Annotated in this window: 23 protein-coding genes; 14 read left to right on the top strand and 9 right to left on the bottom strand. The window is 58.7% G+C overall.

Annotated elements, in window-relative coordinates:
* Positions 1 to 2 precede the first annotated feature (2 nt).
* The 3 genes from trbH (at position 3) to GA0061100_RS30375 (ending at position 2,736) form a co-directional block, all read left to right on the top strand.
* A complete protein-coding gene (gene trbH, locus GA0061100_RS30365; protein ID WP_075856571.1) occupies positions 3 to 440 on the top strand; it encodes a conjugal transfer protein TrbH in 438 nt (145 codons plus the stop codon).
* A 13-nt stretch (positions 441 to 453) separates the two neighbouring features.
* Positions 454 to 1,758, top strand: coding sequence for an IncP-type conjugal transfer protein TrbI (gene trbI, locus GA0061100_RS30370; RefSeq protein ID WP_075856572.1), 1,305 nt, complete (start codon positions 454 to 456; stop codon positions 1,756 to 1,758).
* Between the two features lie 273 nt (positions 1,759 to 2,031).
* Positions 2,032 to 2,736 (top strand): autoinducer binding domain-containing protein, encoded by a 705-nt coding sequence (locus tag GA0061100_RS30375; RefSeq protein ID WP_244557994.1) that lies wholly within the window; start codon positions 2,032 to 2,034, stop codon positions 2,734 to 2,736.
* Here the strand turns inward: GA0061100_RS30375 and GA0061100_RS30380 are convergent.
* A complete protein-coding gene (locus GA0061100_RS30380) occupies positions 2,728 to 3,048 on the bottom strand; it encodes a transcriptional repressor TraM (RefSeq protein WP_075856574.1) in 321 nt (106 codons plus the stop codon). The genes GA0061100_RS30375 and GA0061100_RS30380 overlap by 9 nt on opposite strands.
* Positions 3,049 to 3,240: 192 nt before the next feature.
* Here GA0061100_RS30380 and GA0061100_RS30385 point away from each other — a divergent pair, with 192 nt between their 5' ends.
* Positions 3,241 to 3,462, top strand: coding sequence for a helix-turn-helix domain-containing protein (locus GA0061100_RS30385; protein ID WP_075856601.1), 222 nt, complete (start codon positions 3,241 to 3,243; stop codon positions 3,460 to 3,462).
* Positions 3,463 to 3,509: 47 nt separating this feature from the next.
* Here GA0061100_RS30385 and GA0061100_RS30390 read toward each other — a convergent pair whose 3' ends face one another.
* Positions 3,510 to 4,205, bottom strand: a complete 696-nt coding sequence (locus GA0061100_RS30390; protein WP_159444821.1) for a Shedu anti-phage system protein SduA domain-containing protein — start codon at positions 4,203 to 4,205, stop codon at positions 3,510 to 3,512.
* A 329-nt stretch (positions 4,206 to 4,534) separates the two neighbouring features.
* Here GA0061100_RS30390 and GA0061100_RS30395 point away from each other — a divergent pair, with 329 nt between their 5' ends.
* Together GA0061100_RS30395 and GA0061100_RS30400 are read left to right on the top strand one after the other, a co-directional pair.
* Positions 4,535 to 5,749, top strand: a complete 1,215-nt coding sequence (locus GA0061100_RS30395; protein WP_075856602.1) for an AAA family ATPase — start codon at positions 4,535 to 4,537, stop codon at positions 5,747 to 5,749.
* The gene (locus GA0061100_RS30400) at positions 5,746 to 6,303 is read left to right on the top strand and encodes an RloB domain-containing protein (RefSeq protein ID WP_075856576.1); all 558 of its coding nucleotides are present in this window, start codon (positions 5,746 to 5,748) and stop codon (positions 6,301 to 6,303) included. Before GA0061100_RS30395 ends, GA0061100_RS30400 begins: the two co-directional genes overlap by 4 nt.
* Before the next feature lie 140 nt (positions 6,304 to 6,443).
* Here GA0061100_RS30400 and GA0061100_RS30405 read toward each other — a convergent pair whose 3' ends face one another.
* The 4 genes from GA0061100_RS30405 to traA form a co-directional block, all read right to left on the bottom strand.
* A complete protein-coding gene (locus tag GA0061100_RS30405) occupies positions 6,444 to 7,070 on the bottom strand; it encodes a TraH family protein (RefSeq protein ID WP_075856603.1) in 627 nt (208 codons plus the stop codon).
* Positions 7,071 to 7,083: 13 nt separating this feature from the next.
* Complete coding sequence (locus tag GA0061100_RS30410) at positions 7,084 to 8,244, bottom strand: conjugal transfer protein TraB (protein WP_075856577.1); 1,161 nt, start codon at positions 8,242 to 8,244, stop codon at positions 7,084 to 7,086.
* Positions 8,234 to 8,689: a conjugative transfer signal peptidase TraF gene (gene traF, locus GA0061100_RS30415; protein WP_244557995.1), complete on the bottom strand. Its 456-nt coding sequence runs from the start codon at positions 8,687 to 8,689 to the stop codon at positions 8,234 to 8,236. Before traF ends, GA0061100_RS30410 begins: the two co-directional genes overlap by 11 nt.
* 107 nt (positions 8,690 to 8,796) lie before the next feature.
* Positions 8,797 to 12,117 carry a Ti-type conjugative transfer relaxase TraA gene (gene traA, locus GA0061100_RS30420; RefSeq protein ID WP_075856579.1) on the bottom strand — a complete coding sequence of 1,107 codons (3,321 nt, stop codon included), beginning with the start codon at positions 12,115 to 12,117 and terminating at the stop codon, positions 8,797 to 8,799.
* A 256-nt stretch (positions 12,118 to 12,373) separates the two neighbouring features.
* Here traA and traC point away from each other — a divergent pair, with 256 nt between their 5' ends.
* From traC to GA0061100_RS30460, 8 genes are all read left to right on the top strand, one after another.
* Positions 12,374 to 12,649 (top strand): conjugal transfer protein TraC, encoded by a 276-nt coding sequence (gene traC / locus GA0061100_RS30425; RefSeq protein WP_075856580.1) that lies wholly within the window; start codon positions 12,374 to 12,376, stop codon positions 12,647 to 12,649.
* A 4-nt stretch (positions 12,650 to 12,653) separates the two neighbouring features.
* Entirely contained in the window at positions 12,654 to 12,869 is a 216-nt protein-coding gene (traD, locus tag GA0061100_RS30430; protein WP_075856581.1) for a type IV conjugative transfer system coupling protein TraD, read from the top strand.
* Positions 12,856 to 14,778 (top strand): Ti-type conjugative transfer system protein TraG, encoded by a 1,923-nt coding sequence (gene traG, locus GA0061100_RS30435; RefSeq protein WP_075856582.1) that lies wholly within the window; start codon positions 12,856 to 12,858, stop codon positions 14,776 to 14,778. The genes traD and traG overlap by 14 nt, the downstream gene beginning before the upstream one ends.
* A gap of 115 nt (positions 14,779 to 14,893) precedes the next feature.
* A complete protein-coding gene (locus GA0061100_RS30440) occupies positions 14,894 to 15,835 on the top strand; it encodes a HamA C-terminal domain-containing protein (RefSeq protein ID WP_075856583.1) in 942 nt (313 codons plus the stop codon).
* Positions 15,835 to 18,444, top strand: a complete 2,610-nt coding sequence (locus tag GA0061100_RS30445) for a DEAD/DEAH box helicase (protein WP_075856584.1) — start codon at positions 15,835 to 15,837, stop codon at positions 18,442 to 18,444. Before GA0061100_RS30440 ends, GA0061100_RS30445 begins: the two co-directional genes overlap by 1 nt.
* Positions 18,444 to 19,175, top strand: a complete 732-nt coding sequence (locus GA0061100_RS30450; protein ID WP_244557996.1) for a DCL family protein — start codon at positions 18,444 to 18,446, stop codon at positions 19,173 to 19,175. The genes GA0061100_RS30445 and GA0061100_RS30450 overlap by 1 nt, the downstream gene beginning before the upstream one ends.
* A gap of 153 nt (positions 19,176 to 19,328) precedes the next feature.
* A complete protein-coding gene (locus GA0061100_RS30455) occupies positions 19,329 to 19,643 on the top strand; it encodes a WGR domain-containing protein (protein WP_244557997.1) in 315 nt (104 codons plus the stop codon).
* Positions 19,644 to 19,731: 88 nt separating this feature from the next.
* Positions 19,732 to 20,169: a thermonuclease family protein gene (locus GA0061100_RS30460; protein WP_075856586.1), complete on the top strand. Its 438-nt coding sequence runs from the start codon at positions 19,732 to 19,734 to the stop codon at positions 20,167 to 20,169.
* A 36-nt stretch (positions 20,170 to 20,205) separates the two neighbouring features.
* On the opposite strand, the gene GA0061100_RS34950 is transcribed toward GA0061100_RS30460, so the two are convergent.
* The 3 genes from GA0061100_RS34950 to GA0061100_RS30465 all read right to left on the bottom strand — a co-directional run bounded on the left by GA0061100_RS34950 (position 20,206) and on the right by GA0061100_RS30465 (position 21,488).
* The gene (locus GA0061100_RS34950) at positions 20,206 to 20,379 is read right to left on the bottom strand and encodes a hypothetical protein (protein WP_167459853.1); all 174 of its coding nucleotides are present in this window, start codon (positions 20,377 to 20,379) and stop codon (positions 20,206 to 20,208) included.
* 308 nt (positions 20,380 to 20,687) lie between these two features.
* Positions 20,688 to 20,858: a hypothetical protein gene (locus GA0061100_RS34955; RefSeq protein WP_167459854.1), complete on the bottom strand. Its 171-nt coding sequence runs from the start codon at positions 20,856 to 20,858 to the stop codon at positions 20,688 to 20,690.
* 318 nt (positions 20,859 to 21,176) lie between these two features.
* Positions 21,177 to 21,488 (bottom strand): DUF736 domain-containing protein, encoded by a 312-nt coding sequence (locus tag GA0061100_RS30465; protein ID WP_075856587.1) that lies wholly within the window; start codon positions 21,486 to 21,488, stop codon positions 21,177 to 21,179.
* Positions 21,489 to 21,706 lie beyond the last annotated feature (218 nt).

Below are 21,706 nucleotides of genomic sequence, written 5' to 3' on the forward strand. Positions count from 1 at the left end.
CGATGATCCGGCTCCTTGTACTCGTCCTGATTGCCGCAACGGTTTCGGGCTGCGAAACGACCGATGACGCCCTCACCAACGATGCCATGCCGACCGCTATCACTGGTCCGACAGCGAGCGCCATCGCGGGCGATATGGCAAGCCGGCTTGCGGAGCAGGTCGGCCCCGCAGCCACGACTACCCTCAAGCTGGACACGGATAATTCAGACTACGCGAAAGCGCTCGAGGCTGCTCTGAAAGGCTGGGGCTATGTCGTCATCACCGATGGCAAGGGGTCGAAGGACCAGAAACCCATCGAGCTTGCCTGGTCGGTCGACACGATTGACGGACAGGTTCTCGCCAGATTGAGGACGCCTGCGATCGCGCTCGGACGGGCCTATCTGCCCACGACAGCCGGCGCGACACCTGCAAGTCCGCTTTCGATCATGCAGCGCAATTGAGCGGAGGAGTATCATGGTCCAATCGCTCCAACTCGGTGGTTCCGGCAACAGCACCGATCAACACGGGATGCGCCGCCTCAATCGTCTACCCGTGGTCATCGCGATCGCCATCGTCGTGCTGTTCCTTGGCGTCGTCGTCGTCGGTCTCTCCTGGCGTGGCTTGCCTTTCAATCGCGGCAACGATCTGGACAGTGCTTCAAGCACACCGGCGACGAACTTCGGCGATCAGCTCAAACGAGGTGTCTCCGACGGCATCATCGGCGAACCGGAGCGCCAGGAGGTTTTTCAGCCAACACCCACGATCCAGCCGCAGGAAGAAAAGAAGCAACCTCTCGCCGAGCCGACTGTGGAGGAAAAACAGGATCACCGCCCGCGCCTCGAAAGCGAAGAGGAATGGCGTGCCCGGTTGAAACGAGAGCAGGATGAGCAATACCTTCGCGAAGCGCAGCGCCAGCGGATGATGCGCCTTCAGGCGAGGGCGACCGCGCTCGACTCTCCCTTGAAAGTCGATATTTCTGAGGTGGAAAAGGCCGCGTCGCAATTGGCCTCCAACGAGCGCCAGCCGCAGAGCACGGCTGTTGGAGGTGCTTCCGACTTGTACGCCCAGGCCATGAAATCGGGGCTCTTGGGCCAGAACATCGATCCCAACGGCCAGACTTCGAAGGAGGATTTCTTCAATCAGGATATCAAGGATCTCGGCTATTTGCCGAACCAGGTTGTACCCCAGCTGTCGCTCTACGAGCTGAAGCGAGGATCGGTCATCCCTGCCACACTGATTACCGGCCTAAATTCCGACCTTCCCGGACGGATTACGGCACAGGTTAGCCAAGACGTCTATGATAGCGCCACCGGCTACCGGCTTCTGATCCCGCAAGGTGCAAAGCTGTTCGGCCGCTACGATTCGAAGGTTTCGTTCGGGCAGGAGCGAGTTCTCGTCGTCTGGACGGATCTCATTTTCCCGAATGGTGCCACGCTGCAGATCGGAGGAATGGCCGGTACGGATGCCGAGGGTTATAGTGGCTTCAAGGACAAGGTCGATCGCCACCTGTGGCGCACGTTCGGGTCAGCAGCTCTCGTTGCCCTGATCGGAACGGGTATCGATATGTCCATGCCCGAGAGCTCGACACTGGCAACACAGGACACGGCATCGGACGCCGCTCGGCGGAATTTTGCAGAGTCCTTCGGAAGGGTCGCCGAGCAGACGATCTCGAAAAATCTCAACGTCCAGCCGACGATTCAGATTAGGCCAGGCTACAAATTCAACGTCCTTGTCGATCAGGATGTGATCTTCCCTTCGGCGCACAGAAACAACGAGTGAGGCGCTCTGCGTGACATCGTAATCACGCGCTCGGAAATCTTTCTTATCTCACGCTTTTTTTAGATCGCCGGCGCTTGAATCGAGCGTCGGCACACCTACTCCTATACACACGGAACGGGGGATTGCTTCGATCTTTACGAGCACCCATGGTTGCCGTGTCGAAACAGACCGACGGCGAAACGCGGGTGCAGATCCGCAGGCCAGCGGCTGCCGGCCCATATTGCGGGCCGCATATACCGCCCGCGTCTCCGTCGGATATTGGGAGAGTAGTCTTTGGATAGAGTTCTCAGTTCATTGATCGATATGCTCGATGCCTCGCTGGACGAACAAATGATCAAATCTGCCCTCAAGAATTTCGCACAATTTCACGGGTACGATCGCTTCGCCTACCTCCAGACAGAAGGGCTGGAGATCAAGACGTTCAACTCGTACCCTGAACCGTGGCAAGACATCTATCTGGGCAACAAATACTCGCGGATAGATCCTGTGGTGACGGAAGCGAAGCGACGGCGCGAGACATTTGCGTGGAGTGCCGAAGACTGGCCGTCCCGTGGGTCGTCCCCCCTGCGCAAATTCAGAGATGAAGCTGTCGACCACGGAATCCGATCCGGGATCACCATCCCAGCAGAGGGCAGCTTCGGGTCAACGATGATGTTGACCTTTGCCTCCGCCCAGAAGCGGATCGACGCATCGCCACTTCTCGATCCCCGGACGGGATTGCAGATCGTCATGGCCGTTCACTACCGACTGAAGGTTCTCGCGGCGTCCACCATCATCAGGCCAAAGCGGATGCTGTCGCCACGGGAGATCATGTGCGTGACTTGGGCAGCCAAGGGAAGAGGCACGCAGGAGACTGCGATGTTGACGGGGATTAACGCGCGCACGGTCCAGCACTATCTGGATAGTGCCCGCGAAAAATTCGATGCGAAGACGTTGCCGCAGCTCGTCGCGATGGCAAAGGATCGCGGCTTACTTTAGCTCCTCATCAATTGGAATCTCGGGAACGTATCCCAGAGCATCTATGATCTCCGAAAGCTCCCGTTGCTGGGCTTCGGATTTCTTCTGGCGGGCCAGATACTCGTCCTGCAAGGACTTCAGGACGGATACCGCCGTAGAGGGGTCTTCATTGGCGCGCGTCCATTCATCATAGACCACTTCGTCGGCAGCAAGGAGGCTCCGATGCTCGCGGATCGCCGCAACTGCGAGCGCCTCAAGCTCGGCCTTTGGCAACGCCGTATATGAGGATTCCCCACCGTCACCTTCGGTTTCGATCGGGGTTACGTCGGTCATGCTGGTCTCCGCTAAATTCTTCGATACTGAAAGTGCTTGGTCTGCATTAAACGAATTGCACGATGTCTGCACGATTTCGAGCCCTGTGAATATTCCTACGCCCGAAATCGCGTGCCAGTTAGTTCAACGCGCCACTACGAATCGGAACTATCGTTCCTAGAACGATAGTTCCGATTCATGTTCGTTTTGTCCATGGATCTGAAAGAGATCATGGCGATAAATCTGCGTCGACTGCGCCATGATAAACAGCTGACGCAAGAGGAACTTGCTGACCGATCTGGGCTGAGCGCGCGCTATATAGGCGCAATCGAACGTGCGCATAAAGCGGCGAGCGTTACCGTCCTTGGACAAATTGCGGCCGCACTGGGTGTCGAACCAGCCGAACTACTTTCGCGCGTCGGGAAAGACGCCTAAGACAGAGCCGCGCCGGCCCACTACCTATCCGGCTTCGCTCGATACTCCTATGCACCGACCGTGGTCGGCGGCGAGTCTGTCTCCGCTACTTTGGTTCTGAAGCTAGTGTCACTCCGAAGCCCGCGAACTATTCTGTCATAGGTAACGATCTTAACTCTTGGCGCGATCTGCTCAAACTCCGCCCTCCGCGCAGCTTGCTCCGCTGTCTCGGTTGATGAATCCCCGATCAGAATGATCACATTTTCGGGCTGGATGATCTCGCTAACACCAACATTATTTCTGACAGTTTCGATGTATTGATGAAAGTGGGTCAAATAAGTCGCGCTCTGAACCACGGCTTTCAATCCGGCGGAGCTGAGCGAACGCCCATTGGAACTTGCGAATTGAGTATCGCGTCGCTTGATTTCGATGATGTGCCAGGAATATCCGAGCGAATTGCTAGCAGCCACAAGATAGTCGGGTATCAATCCCGGCGTTCTGTCGACCTGCTGCGTGCGGATCATTCGCTTTGGAAAAACCCAAACGCCGTGATGGCCAGTGTTCGGCATAGCATACTGTAAAAGATATGGATTTGCCGTCAGCACTCGCTGGATCGACTCTTCAGGCCCATCGTCAAGCGCATTTTGCAACTCGATGTTCAAAGGAGCCTTGATGTTGTTAATCGTGCCGTAGTGCGCTCCTCTAAAAAGGGTCGCCTGGTCAGCAAAATAGCGTTCCACGTCTTCTTCGGATGTGAACTTCAACGAACGATCCTCTGGTTGGTAGGTAGAACTAATATTCTCGCGAAGGACCATTGGCCACCGACTTTTCTCGCACAGACCATCATGGGTAGGGCCGCGTTCTGAGCAATCATCCGAATTGAAGCCGACAATTTCAATATGGCGTGTGAGTGGGGTTCCGGGCCATTGGCCCACGTCGTTGCAGGGAGGGCGTCACGGATCAGGAACCAACAGACTGAACCAATCTCTGCTCCAAGGCGCACAGAATAATAACGGAATGCATACATTGACATTTTTTTGTCGAAAGTGTCTATTAAATGACAATTCACGGAGTTTCAAAGGTTCGAGTTGACATGCTGCACCGGCTAGAGATCGAGAATTTCTATTCGATCCATGATCTTCAGGTGATTGATCTGAGTATCGCGGCCAACACGCCGGAAGAGCCTGGCCGCCTGGCGCCGCTTTGGCTTGGATCAAGTGAGAAGGCGCCAAAGGTGGTTGCCCTGTTTGGCCCAAATGCGTCGGGAAAGTCGACGGTTTTGAGGGCCCTGTCCTTTATCAAATGGTTCGTCAAAGACAGTTTCTCATCGCCGCGTGGCAATCGGATGCCCTTCGATCGGTTTAACTCGAAGGAAACGCTCGACGCTCCGACGCGGCTTACGGTCTATCTCGCTGGTGTTGAAGATATTGAGCAAGCCGGCGAGGCGGGGGCGGCGCAATGCCGCTACAGCTATGAAGTCGTAATCGGTGGCACGTCCGGCAAGCAGATCGTGGAGAAAGAGGCACTTTACTACTGGCCTTCGACCGCGTCGAGAAAAGTGCGCCTGTTCGAACGGGACGCAGCCGGCGAGGTGGTCGCATCAAAAGCATTCGGACTCACCGGATATCGGCAGGCGCTCGAGAAAGTGCTGAGGCCCGATGCCAGCGTTATATCGACATTGGCACAATTAGAGCACGCTTATTCAAAGGTGTTGTGGCAAACCGCAAGCCTCCTCGTATCGAACATACTCATCGAGAAGTACGACGCCACAGACGATGCGGCAGTTCGCCATTATGCCGAACATCCTGAACAGCTGGCTATGTTTAACCGCGAAATTCAGCGTATTGATGTCGGGATACGCGAGATGAAGATCGAGCAAGGTCACAACGGCCCGATCGCGCTGTTTGAGCATGAGGGGCTGACTCTGCCAATGCCTATCATCTACGAAAGCCACGGCACCCGCCAGTTCATCCGCCTGTTTCCCTTCATTTTTGAGGCGTTGGATACCGGTGGAGTCGCCGTCCTCGATGAGCTTGACGCAACGATTCACCCACTTTTGCTGCCGGAAATTCTACGATGGTTCTATGATCCGATCCGTAATCCTCACGACGCCCAGCTTTGGATGACTTGTCACACGCCTTCCTTGCTCGAAGAGTTGACGAAGGAGGAGATTTTCTTTTGCGACAAGAACTATGAGGGTCGAACCTCGGTTTACGGTCTCCGTGACGTGCAATCGGTCAGAAGAAACGATAACTACTATCGCAAATACCTGGGGGGCAGCTTTGGGGCTGTTCCGCAAATCGGATGAGGCGGCGGGTCGTCATTCCCCAACGCAAGCGCATCTTTCTTGGGTGCGAGGGCGAAAGCGAACAGAGCTACGGCGCTCTACTCACGCGCGTAGTTGGTGCACAGCGACAGGATTTTTTCCTCGACACCATCCTGTTGCGGCCAGGTGGCGGCGATCCGCTCGCGCTCATCCAGCTGGCTGCAAAGAAGAAAAAACAAGGAGAGAAGAAAGGCGACTATGCAGCCGCATTCGTTCTGATGGACTCAGACAAAAGAGGTTTCGCGCCACAGCGTGATCAGCAGGCACAAACTCTCGCGAACGCCGAAGGTCTCACCATCATTTGGCAGGAACCTTGCCATGAAGCGCTGCTCCTCAGGCACTTTCCGAACGCTCAACAGCTGAAGCCGCAGTCCACGGCGCTCGCTATTGCTGCTCTGATAGGCAAGTACGCCGAATATGCCAAGGGAATGCCGGCTGCCAAGCTCGCGGCAGTAATTGATGCCGCGGGACTTCGCCGAGCACGAGGCGTTGAGCCAGGGCTCAATGCATTGCTTATGGCGCTTGGTTTCCAATGAGCGATGCCCGAAGGCTGCCCAAAGTCGGCAAACTGTGCTGCATTCTGGGTTGAAGCGAGCGTCGGCTCCGAGGGTGTGGACCACAAGAAATCGCTGACACGGTGACCTTATCGTTCGTGATCATCCAATAAGCGCCGGAGCTACTTCTGGCCGCCGATCCTGGTCAGGTCAATACGCATCTCGGCGGAGCCAGAATTAGCATCTGGCTGCGATGCCTCTTGCTTCACGCGGCCACTAGCTTCGGTGTCGGAAGATCGATCACCGCCGAGATCTTTGGGTCGAAAGCCCTCCCGCAAGAATGTCTCGCCACCTGGATCCGCAGCCAGAAATACCTCAGTTCCCTCGAAGTAGCCTGTCTTCCAGGCATAGATTGCATCATCGACCATTTGCGGCAGTATATCTTTGTTTGTCGGGCTTCCGTACCAATGAGTGACGATACGCGCCACCTTGGCAAACAGGGCCGTTCCTTCCTTGAGGTTGGTGCATGCGTCAAACAGTGAGCGATCGAGTTTTGAGACATCGGTAGTTCCGATACCGGCTGGTATCTGCGTTATCCCGACCCTGACCCCAGCCCTGCCGACATATTCACGCAGCGCTGCCAATCCCTCGTCCGGGGTCCTCGGCTTCGGTATCAGCAGAAGGCGGCCATCGGACTTGATGGTCAACGTCAGCGGATCGTCCGCGCCGGCGGACGAGACAAACTGCTCGACGATGGCTGGTGTGAGGGATGGGTCGCTACACTTTTCGATCATGGCTTGGTCGATCATTGTCATTACCTGGTCAGGTGTTGAAGGAAAACACGATTGGCTTGTCGAAGAGCCTGGCCCAGGCTCCGGCGCTGGCTTTTTGAATCTCGATTATTGACGTCCCAGCCGTCCACCAGCCGTTCCCGACCGCAACGATCAAATCCGGCTCGTGCATCATGGATTGTAGGACCGGCCAAACCAGAAGCTGCTCGTAGCAAATCAGAGGTGCGATCTTCAGCTCACCGACGGCCACCACCGGATTGGCGAAGAAATGCGCTCCTGCACCACCAGCCTCTCCGATGAGTGGCCGCCAAGGCTGCCACATCGAGCCAGGCACTGGCATGCGCTGGCGATAGAGAATTTCACTTGTGGTGCCATCGATGCGCACCAGCACATTGTCGTATCCATCATTGTTCACCGCGGAAGCCCCGGCAATCACGCTGCTGGTCCGATCCACCAGCTGCCGTTGCCAGAAGCGCTCGATCGTCGGCGTCCAGAAGCCGATGGCGCTCTCGGGCAGAACAACAACAGGCGCTCTGATCTGCCTGTGAGCGGCGGCCACAAGCTCTTGCTGGCGATCGAGGCTGCTGACGCGGCCGAGGGAGGATCCAAATTGCAGGTCGACACTTCGGACCGACGCAGGTACGTTCGGCGCTGTCCACTGTGCGGCGGACCAGAGCCAAAAGCCGAGAATGGCGATGGCGGCAACCGGCCGGAAGCGCGTCGTCATGACCGCAAGGCCGGTTGCAGTGGCCCCAAGGCCAAACCAGCCCCATCCCGGAAACAGCACACCTGCTGATGTCAGCGGATGCGCCCATCCCATTATGCCAAAAGGGGGAATGGCCGTGAGGAAAGCGGCGACAAGGTAGTATAGCGGCTTGCGCAGGCCCTGCCTGTTTGTCCAGAGCATCATATGTACGAATACGAACCCCGACGAGGCGGCGAACCAGAGAAATACTCCCGGCAGGAAATCGGCTGTGTAGTAGGTAGCGACGCCCTGCGGTAGCCCACGTGCGGCAGCGAGGAAATAGGCAGCAGAGCAAATGGCCGCCTGCATTCGCGTCCTCGCGAGTGACCAGATAGCCGAAAAGCAAATGGCCACGGGCAGTAGGAGAACGTAACCGCTCCATCCGAGCCAGCCGACGACAATAGAAGAGAGAATCAGGAATGGGGTTCGGTGCCGATCAAGGGGCATAGGTCAGCACCTCTTCAGCGCGGCCGAGAATACCTGATGCTGGGATTGGCCCAAAATACCGAGAGTCGAACGACGCCGGAAACGGCGAGTGAACGAAGACTTCACCCGCAGGCACGCTGAACCCGGAAAAGGCCGAGAGAAGGCGGCCCGCGCCATCTGTTCTGCGAACATCGGAATGCTCGAGAACCCGGCCGTCGATCATGACGGTGCCACCGATCAACAGCCGGGCACCCTCTATAGCGGCAACGGTTTTAATGAGAGGCGCATATCGGCCGGGACATAGGCCAGCGTGGAGATAACCGCGATGTCGAGCTTTCTGCATGACGGCCGTTTGAGGCGGGCAGATGAAAACCACGTCACCGACCACAGCTGGCCGATGGAGAGCGACGATACGCCAAAGCCCGAGGGGCTCGCTTGGTGTGAGATTGACGCGATAGCCCAACATCCCGGCACCCTCGATCGTGAGCGGAAATGCAAGAAATACGAGGGCCCATAGCCGCGTCCGCTGCCCTCGTGAGCTACAGAGATTGGTCGAATTTTGCGGTAAGCAGCTCATTTGAGCGTCAGGCCCTGAGATTTTGTCTGCCGCATTGTCTCGGACGCTTTCAACGCCGTCACGCTGCGCTCATGGGCGGAGAGCTGTTGCGCGGTCCGCATCGTATCCCAGGCCTGCCGGACCTCGGCCTTTTGGGTGGCGTTCATGCCTGATGTGACACGCTGAAAGGCCTCGCCGCTGCTATCCCTGGCGGCGAGAGGAAGGAAGGTCCGCTCGCCAAAACGCTCGGCGACAGCCCTGGCAAAGCCTTCGAGTTCGGCCTTCACCATTTTGTCGGCCAACGCATATTCGAGACCGGCCGGCAGATCGTTTCGATCGATGGCGTCGCGAACGCGTTCCAGCACGCTTTTTGCACTCGCTGAGAGCGCGGGAACCTCAAGGGCGACTTGCTTTCGAACCGCGAGCTCCTCGGCGTGATTGCGGCGTTCCGCGTCGCTGCGTTGCCGCAGATAATCGCTGATGCTCTCGGCGAGCGGCGAGACATTCTTGAGCGCCCGATCCCTGTCCGACTTGTCGGCCCGGCTTGCGAGGAGACCGGTCTTGCCCTTGAGCGCGCCAAGGGCCTCCGGCTCCGCAGCAATCTTTGCAATCGTCTTCGCCGCGATCGCCTGATTGCTCAGCATCGCATCGACATTCGCCGCTTTGAATGCTGCTTCCGGCTGGGCGTAGACATGATGGAAGCGCATCGAAACTTCCTCCCACTGTTTCTTGAGCGCAGGATCGGCGACGAGTTTGTCTTCGACAGCCTGATCGATCGATTTCGGGAAGGTGGTAATGCCAGCAACCATGGGCTTGGCCTCCTTTTCTGCAGTGGGAACTGTTCTGGCGGTCGACGTTGCGAAGCCGAGCTTGGCGCCGATGGCCGAGAGCCGGCCGGCGAGATCGATGAGCTTCTGTTTCTGCCGTACCGTCCATTCGAGACGGTCACGCGCAACGGTTCTGGCGACGTTGACGATGTGGAGGCCGCGCGCTTCTGCAAAGCGGAGTGCTTGGCCGTAGAAGCTGCCGCCGGCATAATCGAGCGTCGTTTCCTTGGCGTTCCTGCGCGACAGGATCTCGACCAGCCCGCCGGCCTTGGCGAACGATCGGCTGCCGTAATAGACGCCGAGATCCTCGCGGTGCCGGGTCATCGCCACATAGGTCAGGTGACGATCGAGCGAGAGCGAGGCCAGCACCTTGACGCGATCGACCGTTGCGCCCTGGCTCTTATGGACCGTGGTGGCGTAACCGTGATCGACATTATTGTAGAAGCGCTGCTCGACGGAAATCAGGCGGCGATGTTCCCCCTCGCTAATCGCGACGACCACACGACCCGGCGAGGCTTCGACGATCCTTCCCAGCATGCCGTTCTTGACGCCGAGCGAGCCCTCGTTTTTCAGGAAGACGACCTGATCACCGGCCGCAAAACCGCGGTTTCCGTCGGCGGTTTTGAACGGAGAGCCTTGATCGATCACGCCACGTTCGATCAGCTTGGCGCGCGCCAGCTCGTTCAGCATGCGGACATCGCGACGCAGGTGGGCGAGGATCAGCGTAGACTTGGCAGGATCGTAGTCGCGGTTCCAGTCGTCGATGAGGTTGGTGACGGCATCAGCCTTCAGCTCGGCGCTGACCATCTTGCCGTTGGACTGATAGACTGCGACCGCTTTGCCGATATTGCCGCGCGCAAGGTCCAGCGATGCGTCTCGCATCCATTGCTCACGCTGGCGATAGATGGTTTCGAGTTCGGCATAGCCAATGCGATCGGCGATTGCCCGAAACGCGGCGCCTGCCTCAATCGGCTGAAGCTGTTCGGGATCGCCCACCAGTACGAGCTTGGCACCAGACTTCGTCACCGCGTCGACGAACAGCGCCATCTGCCTGGATGACACCATGCCGGCCTCGTCCAGGACGAAGATCGTCGTGTCGTCGAGCTGCCCACGACCTTGGCTCCAGCGGAGTTCCCAGGACGCCAGGGTGCGAGACGCAATGCCCGCCTCTTTTTCCAGGCCTTCGGCCGCCTTGCCCGCGAGCGCACCACCGACGACGCGATAGCCGGCCGCTTCCCAGGCTTCGCGCGCCGCTTTCATCATCGTCGTCTTGCCTGCCCCGGCGCGGCCGATAACGGCAGCAATCCGCGCATCCCCAGCGACATGCTCGATGGCAGCCCTCTGCTCATCCGACAGCCGGACGTGGTGCGCAAACGTCGCGTCGAGAACTTGCTGACGGACGCTGTGCGATGACTGCTGGGAGAGCCAGATCGACTGGTTGGCCATTGCCGCTTCCAGACGGATCAGCCCTCGCGTCGTATATTTTGCGGGCGCCCGGATACCAGTTGCAAAGTCAATCCGCTCACGATCGAGACGTAGAGTCTGAGGGCTCTGCAGGATGCGCGCCATCAGACTTTGGAACAGGCCTGCATCGTCGATATAGCGGTGCAGGATCTTGGCGATGTCGCGCTCATCAAAGACGCTCTTCTCTCGCGTGATCAGGTCGAGCACAATCTCGTGACTATGCTGGATCCTGCGCGCATTCTCCGCCCTGCGCTCCTCCTGCAGCTCCAGGCGTTCGAGCGCTGCTTTCTCGTCCGCCGATCCATCACCGCTGGTCGCCTTCCGCTCGATCGCCTTCGTCCCGACGCCGAGATGGATCGTCGGGGTCAGCTCGATTCCCTGCTTTTCGAAGGAGCGGCCATCAATCCTGATATCGACGCCGGCAAGCGCCAGATGCCGGTTCTGGCAGGCGAACCAGCCGTCGCGAAACGCGTTGAAGTTTTCGAGCCCGCCGGCCCAGAGTTCGTAGACGATTTTGCCTGCATCGTTGCGCAAGGGGCCGCCATCAGGACCTTTCACCGCCACCTTCTTCGACCCGAACCCATCCTCGGTCAGCGGCCGCAAAGTCGTCATCAGGTGAATGTGCGGATTGCCGGGCGCATCATGGAAAACCCAGTCGGCCACCATACCCTCGGCCGTGATGTGCCTTGCCACGAAATCCCGCACGAGCTCGATGTTCTGAGCGGCCGAGAGCTCAATTGGCAGGGCGATCGTCACATCCTTGGCAAGCTGCGCATCCGAGCGCTTCTCGAACTCCTCCACCCTGTTCCAGAAGTGTTCCGATGCACCGGATACCGAGCGGTCGGCAATCATCGCCCGGAGCCATTCCGGCGCATCGGCCGGGATCGAAAACTCGTCGTGCAGCAATCCCTGCTTGCGCGTGTAGTCGATCGTGCGGGCCTCCCGCTCATATTCCATCTTGGCGCAATGGCGATAGGCCGCTGACAGCACGGCGCTGCGGCCTGAGCCGCGAGCGACGATGCTGACTGAGAAATGCGGGACGGCCATTGTTTCCGACAGCTCCTTCGATCGAACAAAATCAACGTGTTCGTGAGGAGCGGACGGCCCAGCCGGAGGCTGAAAGCAGAGCGTCGCATCAGCGACGTATAATTGCGCCCTTCGGATCCGCCCCTTCGGAACGGCCGGGATCATTCACAAATGCATCGCCCTTGGCGATTGTAGGATTCACAGTAGTGCGTTCCGCACTCCCGTCTGGAAACCTCTGCTTGGAAGCATCGATTTTCAGCCAAAGGAGACAAACGGAATGAAGAAGCCATCCTCCAAAATTCGCGAAGAGATTGCCAAGCTGCAGGACCAGCTCAAGGCAGCGGAAACACGCGAGGCCGAGCGGATCGGTCGCGTCGCATTGCGCGCGGGCCTTGGCGAACTGGAAATCGACGAAACCGAGATGCAGGCAGCGTTCGAGGAGGTGGCGAAGCGGTTTCGCGGAGGCAAGGGCGGATCGAGCGGGAAGGAGAGGGGAGGCTCGGCCCAGACGAACCCGCCTGGCACGACTTCGCGCGGCGCTGGCGAGGCTTGAGCGGATGGCAAGGACCGTGACATCCGAGGCCCGCAAGAAGGATACGCGTGAAAAGATCGAGCTCGGCGGTCTGATCGTGAAAGCAGGCCTGCGGTTCGAAAAAAGAGCGATGTTGCTCGGCGCGTTGATCGAACTCTCGACCCGGCTCAAGACGGACGCCGGCGAGCGCGGCCGGTTGACGGCGATCGGCGCGGAGGCCTTCACCAATGACGGCGAGTAGACTTTTCCTCGCGATCATACCGGCATTGCTGATGGTGGCCGCGACCACTGGACTGGCCGGTATAGAGCAGTGGCTTGCCGCATCCGGCAAGACGGAGGCGTCCCGGTTGGTGCTCGGTCGCGTTGGGATCGCCGCACCCTATGTTGCGGCCGCCGTCATCGGTGCGATGGCGCTCTTCGCAGCGGCAGGGTCGGCGACTATTCGGCTTGCGGGCTGGAGCGCCGTCGCCGGAAGTCTCGGCTCGATTTCCGTCGCAGTCGCCCGCGAGACATGGCGTCTCTCTGCATTCGCGGGATCGGTTCCCAGTGGTAAGTCGATCCTGGCCTATCTCGACCCGTCCACCATGATCGGCGCCGCGAGTGTGCTGATGGCTGGCTGCTTTGCGCTTCGGGTCGCGCTTATCGGAAACGCAGCGTTCGTTCGGGCGGAGCCGAAGCGGATCACCGGCAAGCGCGCACTGCACGGCGAGGCCGATTGGATGAAGCTGGGCGAGGCCGAGCAGCTATTTGCAGAGACCGGCGGGATTGTCGTGGGCGAACGATATCGCGTCGATCGTGATGGTGTAGCCGTTCGCGGGTTTCGGGCAGATGACAAGGACAGCTGGGGCGACGGAGGGAAAGCTCCGCTTCTCTGCTTCGATGGATCTTTCGGTTCATCTCACGGCATCGTCTTCGCCGGCTCCGGCGGCTTCAAGACGACGTCGGTGACGATCCCAACCGCGCTCAAATGGGGCGGCTCCTTGATCGTTCTCGACTCTTCGAACGAGGTCGCGCCAATGGTGTCGCAGCATCGCGAGGCGGCCGGGCGCAGGTTTCGGATTCTCGATCCGCGCCAACCGAAGACGGGCTTCAACGCGCTCGACTGGATCGGTAAATTCGGTGGCACGAAGGAAGAGGACATCGCTTCTGTCGCGTCCTGGATCATGAGCGAAAGCGGCCGTGCCAGCGGCGTCCGCGACGACTTCTTTCGCGCATCCGGCCTTCAGCTTCTAACCGCAATGATCGCCGATGTCTGCTTGTCCGGGCACACCCCCACGGAACAGCAAACTTTGCGTCAAGTTCGAGCCAATCTCTCTGAACCGGAGCCGAAGCTGCGCCAGCGATTGCAGGACATCTATGACAATTCGGCCTCCGACTTCGTAAAAGAGAACGTCGCCGCATTCGTCAACATGACGCCGGAAACCTTCTCCGGTGTCTATGCTAACGCGATCAAGGAGACCCATTGGCTGTCATACCAGAACTACGCCGCCTTGGTGTCAGGATCGGCATTCTCGACCGATGACATCGCGTCGGGCAAATCCGACGTGTTCATCAACATCGACCTGAAGACGCTTGAGACCCATACCGGTCTGGCGCGTGTCATTATCGGCTCGTTCCTCAACGCGATCTACAATCGGGATGGAGAGATGGAGGGGCGCGCGCTTTTCCTCCTCGACGAGGTGGCGAGGCTTGGCTACATGCGCATTCTCGAGACGGCGCGCGACGCCGGTCGCAAATATGGCATCACGCTGACGATGATCTACCAGTCGATCGGTCAGCTGCGCGAAACCTATGGCGGGCGAGATGCGTCCAGCAAGTGGTTCGAGAGCGCCAGCTGGATCTCGTTTGCGGCTATCAACGATCCAGAGACGGCCGACTACATCTCTCGCCGCTGTGGGATGACGACGGTGGAGATCGATCAGGTCAGCCGCAGTTCTCAGGCGCGCGGTTCGTCTCGAACGCGATCGAAGCAGCTCGCGGCCCGGCCGCTGATCCAGCCGCACGAAGTATTGCAGATGCGCGCTGATGAGCAGATCGTGTTTACCGCTGGCAATCCGCCGTTGCGATGCGGTCGTGCGATCTGGTTTCGGCGTGAGGATATGAAAGCCTGTGTCGGCGATAACAGGTTCCGACGTCAATCGCGCAACTAGAAAGAAGAGGGCGAACATATACAAGGATAAGTATTCATCGCGCGGCGAACCGCCTTGCAGCTCCGGCTATTGATTCGCAATATTATTGCAATTGATTCTGTAGGAATGCGTCGCGATGGCGGAGATAAGCAGTGCAGACCTCGACGCGATTCTCTCGGGCGATCCCGAAGAGTTGGGGGTCCATCTCCACCTAGTAGAGCGCAACGTCGAAATCGATGGTCATAAGGTTTCGGTCTACTGTCATTGCCTGACGACTGACGCCAACGGAAAGGTAAAAGTTCGCCGTCTGGCCGAATTCATGCGCCACGCTGCAGCAGATTACGCCATTCCGCGAAGCCGGATTGAAGAGGCGCGCAAGCGTGACATAAAATTCAAATCCACGTCTGCAGTCGCAGCTTTGCACGAGCAAGCGAGGGCCGTTTTCACGGATCTCGCTCAAACTGGGGAGGGGGGCGAGATGCTGCTCTTCCTTCTCGCCGAGCGGTTTCTCGGATTGCCCCATGTGCTTTGCAAGATGGATCTGAAGACTGACAGCCGGATGCACTATCACGGCGCGGATGGTGTCTATGCCGCTGTGGCGGACGATGGGCGCTTGAAGCTCTATTGGGGGGAATCAAAGGTCTATCAGGATCCGACCGACGCGATCCGTGACTGCCTTAAGTCACTTGCGCCTTTTCTTGTCGAGGATGATCATCACGGGGCGTCGCGCGAGCGGGATCTCATGCTGTTGAGTGACAAGGCTGACCTCGGCGATCCGCGCTTGTCCGACGCGTTTCGACGCTACTTTGATACGACGTCGCCGCTCTCAAACAGGGTGGAATACTGCGGGATCGCCCTTGTCGGCTTCGATGTGGAATTCTACGGAGCCGACGACGGCCGCCTTGTCCTCGATGACATGGTAAAGGCTGCAAAAGCCGGAATGGAGGACTGGCTGAAATCGGTCGGAAGACGGTTGACGGCCGAAAAGCTCGACCACTTCGATATCCACTTCCTCTGCCTTCCCCTGCCATCGGTCGACGGTTTCCGAAAGGCATTTCTTGAGGTCATGGGGCGCTGATGTCTGAGACCGAACTTCAGGATTGGCTTTTCGATGTTTCGTTGCGGGACGAGTTGAAACAGCTCGGTCTAGTGACAACCTTGCTCGAGCTCGACAACGTGGCACGAGAAGCGAACCTTGAAGGCGTCGGCTTCGACTGGCAGAGACTACTTTTTGCGGCAAGCATATTGGCGCGTTCGGCAAAGCGTGCCCATCGAGAAGCGAGCTTGCGGATTGCCACCGGAGCGATGTTGTTGCCGACGTCGGAGCCGATCCGCGACGCCGCGGCGGTGCTTTTCGACAAGCTTTCCAACCACCGTTCGGTACTTCTGGCATTGAAACGCGGGCGCTTGCGCCCGAACATTGCATCCCGCCTTGGCGTCGGGTTGAGAATAGAAGGCCAACGTAAGCAGCTTGAGAACTCGATCCTGCTCGAAGCGACTGGAGAGCGCGTCGCCGTGAACGATTTCCAGCTGGCGTTTTGGCGCGCGGCGGGTGAAGAAGGATCGTGGCTATCGGCGTCGGCGCCAACGGCGTCCGGGAAGACCTTCCTCGTTCTCAAATGGCTCGTGGACTGCCTGGCAGGCGACCAGTCTCGACGGGCTGTTTATCTCGCGCCGACCCGCGCGCTCGTATCTGAAATCGAGGCCTCGCTCTTCGAGATCGTCAAAGCCTCCGGCGTGGACATCGAAATTACGTCCCTGCCGTCCGCGCAAAAGTATGGCGCAGTCGAGAAGAGCGCCAAGAAATGCGTTTTTGTTTTCACGCAGGAGCGCCTCCATCTGCTTGCAAATCTGATGGAAGAGAGGCTGGATATCGATCTGGTGGTTGTCGATGAAGCCCACAAGATCGGGGATCCTCAGCGAGGTGTTATTCTTCAGGACGCGATCGAGCGTTTGCTGAGATCGAGTCCGCGTATGCGGGTCGCCTTCGTGAGCCCGGCGACGCAAAATCCGGAAGTGCTCCTTGACGATGCGCCGGAGAGCACGCCGAAAATCCCGATCGACAGCGACGTTGCGACGGTCCTGCAGAACGTGATCACGGCGCATCAAATGCCGGCGAAGCCGACAAAGTGGAAACTACAGTTTCGTTATGGTGAGGAGTATCTACCGCTTGGCGTGCTGACCCTACCTAACAAGCCCAATACTCTTCGCAAACGGCTTGCTTTCATCGCAGCGGCGGTTGGCGAGAGGGGCGGCACCCTTGTATATGCCAATGGTGCAGCAGAGGCCGAAGAGATCGCAGGCCTCATTAGTCAGCTCGTCAAGAAACCGGAGCGGATCGACCAGGAATTGGCCGATTTAGCCGATCTGGCTCGAAAGTGCGTTCACAAGAGCTATTCGCTCGCACCCCTGGTCGAAGCCGGCGTGGCGTTTCATTACGGCAACATGCCATCATTGGTGCGGCTTGAGGTCGAACGGCTTTTCAAAAGCGGAAAGCTGAAGTTCCTGATTTGCACGTCGACGCTGATCGAGGGTGTGAATCTTTCCTGCCGGACCATTGTCGTCCGCGGCCCAAGGAAGGGCAAGAATAACCCGATGGAGCCGCAGGACTTCTGGAACCTTGCGGGCCGCGCCGGCCGATGGGGGGACGAATTTCAAGGCAACATCATTTGCATCGACGCCTCTGACGAAAAAGCTTGGCCCTCCGGCGTCCCGCAACGAACACGTTACCCGATCCGTCGGGAGACCGATGCGGCACTGGCGAGAATCGACGATCTGGCGACCTACATCGAGCGCCGGCCTCTCGGTGTCGATATGGAACCTGCACAGATCCGAGCTTTCGAACAGGTCAGCGCCTATCTGACGACGACCTATATGCGGGACCAGTCTTTGGCTGTCGCACCGTGGGCAAAGCGACAGCCCGCGGAAAGTTTGAGCCGCTTGGAGGCGTCACTTGCTGTCGTAACGGACGGGTTGTCGGTTGGAGCGGAAATCGGGGCCCGCAATCCGGGGGTGAGCTTGATCGGGCTACAGAGCCTGCTCAACTACTTCCGCGGCTACGCCGGCCAGCTTGAAGATCTTCTCCCCGCACCTTCGGAAAGCGATGACTCCTATCAGCGGTTTTCGAACATGATGGAGCGGATCAACGACCATGTCCTGACGGTATTTCTTCCGAAGACCCTCATCCCACTTCATGCGCTCACGGTTTTGCAATGGCTGAAGGGCTTCTCGCTTCCCACAATCATTCGCCGGCGTATCGAATATCTGCAGCGCCGCGACGGGGAAGTCGATACCGCGGCAGTTATCCGCGGCACTCTCGAGATGATCGAGACCACCGCGCGTTTCCTCGCGCCACGCTATTTCTCTGCCTATGTTGACGTCCTGAACCAGCACTTGCGGGCGGTCAACCGGGAAGACCTGATCGACGCGGATCTCGAAATCGGTGTGGCGTTGGAGTTCGGCGTCACAGCGATAACGTTGCGATCGCTGATGGAACTTGGAATGTCCCGCATAGGTGCGGTCGCGCTCTATGAAGTCATTGCTGAAGATAGCTTGGACGAGGCGGCATGCATTCAGTGGGTCGTTGATAGACGCGAGCAACTGGACGGCATGGGCCTTCCGTCGATCGTGGTACGGGAAGTGCGCGAGAGAGTTTTGACGAGGGCTGATCTGGAGGGGCAGGAATAGTGAAACCGGTAGAATTGTCGAACGGCAGGATCTGGAAGGCCAAGAATGCTGCCAAACTGCACTTCAAGGACATGCTAGCGCGCTATAAGGACGGCGAGGTCGTTGCCGATTATGACGACCACAGCGATTTGTCGGCTCTACTGGAGCGCTTCGATCTTCTCGTGACCGACGGTCCATCGAAGATCGGGCCCGGGATCAAGCACTTCGAGCGCCGTCTCAACAAGGGCGATGGTTGGTCTAGCCCGGGCTTTTGGGTCGTGCGGATCGACGATATCCCGACGGACTTCAGCTATGTCCAGGCCGTGGATGGTCGCCCAAAGAGCGACGCACAAGAGTTTTCGGTTGCGTGCCACAACGCAGTATCGGTTGACCTGCTCAAGATGAAGCAGAGGCAGTTCGACCATTTCGCGAATTCAGAGGGCGAGATCGCCTGCGATATCACAGGTGCCTTTGTTGGCTACGCGCAAGCGCAGCTGAGCCACGCCCATCCACCTTTCGGGCTTATCGTCAAAGAGTTCCGCAAATCGAAAGGCTGGGAAGACCTCGTGCCGCCCGGCACGCTAACAGAATCTGCTGATGCTCAGATATCGACTCATTTTGCCGACGATCGCGTGGCGCAGGAATTTTCCGCGTTTCATCACGCCGTCGCAACCCTTCGGATTGTTGCGAAGTCACGACCAGCCGGAAGCACCACAGCGACAGCACCTGTGAAGCGACCGTTACGCTTCTGACTTAGTCGGCAATACTTCTCCGTTGCGGGAGGATCGTTACCCGGGTGGGCGAAGACCGCGTGCGGGCTTCGTTCGCCAAAGGCGAATAGAGCCGTACGCCGCAGGCGGACCGCCAAAACTGTTTCCGACTTCAAAGAAATGAATCGATGACCCGTGACCGATTCAAAACTGTCGTTGGACGACCGCGCCCGAAAACGCGATTCTGCCGTCATGATCAGGCAACCCTACCAGATTTACGTGGAGCGCACCGACCGGACGCAAAACATGTCCCGTTTCTATGCGATGTCGATCGAGCCGAACCTGTTCGGTGAGGCCTGCCTGATACGACGTTGGGGTCGTATCGGTGCAAAGGGTCAATCCATGGTCCACCATTTCGAGCGGGAACAGGATGCGGTGGTGCTTTTCCTCGACCTCACCCGCCAGAAGCGAACCCGGGGATATCGAACCCTCGCGAGCGGCAATCCTTGATCCGGATGGACGATCGCATTCCGTCCATCCGGACCTCGATAGAATCTGCTATCGCCAGTCGTCTCGGTCTGCTCCAAGGAACATCGCTTTGAAAGTCGCCACGCTATCTATCCTCGCTGTGGCGATCTCAATCGCAACGGTGGTGGTCACACCTCCATCCGACGCCGCGTCCCGCAACGTTTCTCAGTTTCGGAAGTGCGATTTCGGCCGTCGAGCCAACTGCGTCATCGACGGCGATACGATCTGGTTTGCAGGTGAGAAGATCCGGATCGCGGATATCGATACGCCGGAGATCAGCGAACCGAAATGCCCATCCGAACTTGCGCTTGGCAACAAGGCCACCGCCCGGTTGATCGAACTGATCAACGCCGGACCGTTCGAATTGAAGGCGTGGCCCGGCCGCGACGAAGATCGCTACGGGCGCAAGCTGCGGGTTCTTGTCCGCGACGGACACAGCATAGGCGACATCCTTGTTTCAGAAGGGCTGGCACGGACCTGGTCCGGCCGCCGCGAGCCGTGGTGCTGAAATCCGGCTCGCTCTTGGGCAAGCCGGATGCGACGGTTACCGACGCCGGTTCCAGTCAGTCTCGAAGTTGACCTCGATGTCGACGAAGAAGGGGATCTTGATCGCGACCTTCAAGCCGAGCTTCCCTTTGCGGAAGAAGTGACCGACGACCTTGCCGAGAGTGCGCAGACGGCGGCCGGTGGCGGTAAGGAACTTGGCTAGCTGTTGCATGGCGGTTTCTCCTGTTGATTGCGTTTCATCGCGGGGATGAAGAGCAGACCGGGAAAGGAGCGCCGCACCGGGACGGCAGAAGCGAAAGCGGAGGACCTGCAGGCAGCTGAATTTTGTCTCGCGAGGAAGCCAAAGGCTGGGGAAAATTCTGATGCCGGAAGGTTGCGGCGTGACGACCGGGTTGCACCATCCCTGATGTCGATGAAATGAGATCGACAGGAGAAACCGCGCTGGTAGCGAAGGGGCAATTCCCGCCGCTGGAGCCTCAATTTGAGACTTGATTTGCAGGTATGTGGATGGGCGCCATCTCAGGATGGCGGTTCTTCCGAAAGCATGGCGTCAAGCTCTGCGTTGGCAAAGGCGAGCTCCTGCCTTGCGCCGGCCAAGGCCGCCTCGATCTGAAGGCGCTCGTCCCAGTCCACGCAATTCGCAAGCTCGGCCCGCAGTTCCTCGATGTGCTGTTCCAGGGAAAACGTCATCGTCTCATCTCCTTGAGTTTGTGAAAGACGATGCCCCGCGACCTGGGAGGTGATGGCGGGGTCAAGGATCGCGAAAGCGACCGGCAGAGCCGGGGAGTGGGGGAGCCGATTTGCGCAGGCCGCCCTAGGGCTGCCGGAGCAAATTGGGGGAACCGCTCATCCTTGGCGCCGTCGTCGCCGACCGGTATCCTCGACAGAATCTGAGCCGCTCACCCTCTCTCGTATGGCACCAAAAAAAGCCGAACCGGGCTAGATGCCCGATCCGGCTTTGTCAGGAGAAGGTCGAAAGCCCTGCCTCACCGGCGGGGCTTGGCGATCTCAGTCCCGGTTCGGGCGGGACCAGATCAACTGGTAGCCATCCTCACCTTCGACTTCGGTCAGCGTCGCGTAGATCGGAGCGGGGAAGCTCGGGTCATCGAGCTTGACCGAGAGGTAGTCGCGGTCGGTCTGCTCCGAGCGCTTCTGCCAGGCGGCGCCGAGTTCGACGGCTCCCGCGAAGATACGGAACTGCGGGCCCTTGTCGGAGGGGTTCTCGATGCGGGCGATGCGGGCCTTGACGTTGAGGGCGAGGGTGCGGATCGAGCCGGTGAAGCCATTTTCGGTGGAAGTGAAGGTGCCGATGGTAGCCATTGTCGTATTCCTTTTCGCTGTTTCGGGCCGCTCCATTGCGGCCTCGATGGCAGTCGCAAAGGCCGGGGACGATCGGACCGCACCCGTAGGGCCGAAACAGCGTGAAGGGCGGGGAGGAGAGACTTTCTTGTTTCGCGAGGAATGGCGGCGAAGCCGCCAGGGGATGAAAGTCTCGGAGCGCCGTTGCGGCAGTACGAGCGAGGCGAAGCTGTTCGCCG

This window comes from Martinezella hainanensis (assembly GCF_900094555.1).
Classification (GTDB): Bacteria; Pseudomonadota; Alphaproteobacteria; order Rhizobiales; family Rhizobiaceae; genus Rhizobium; species Rhizobium hainanense.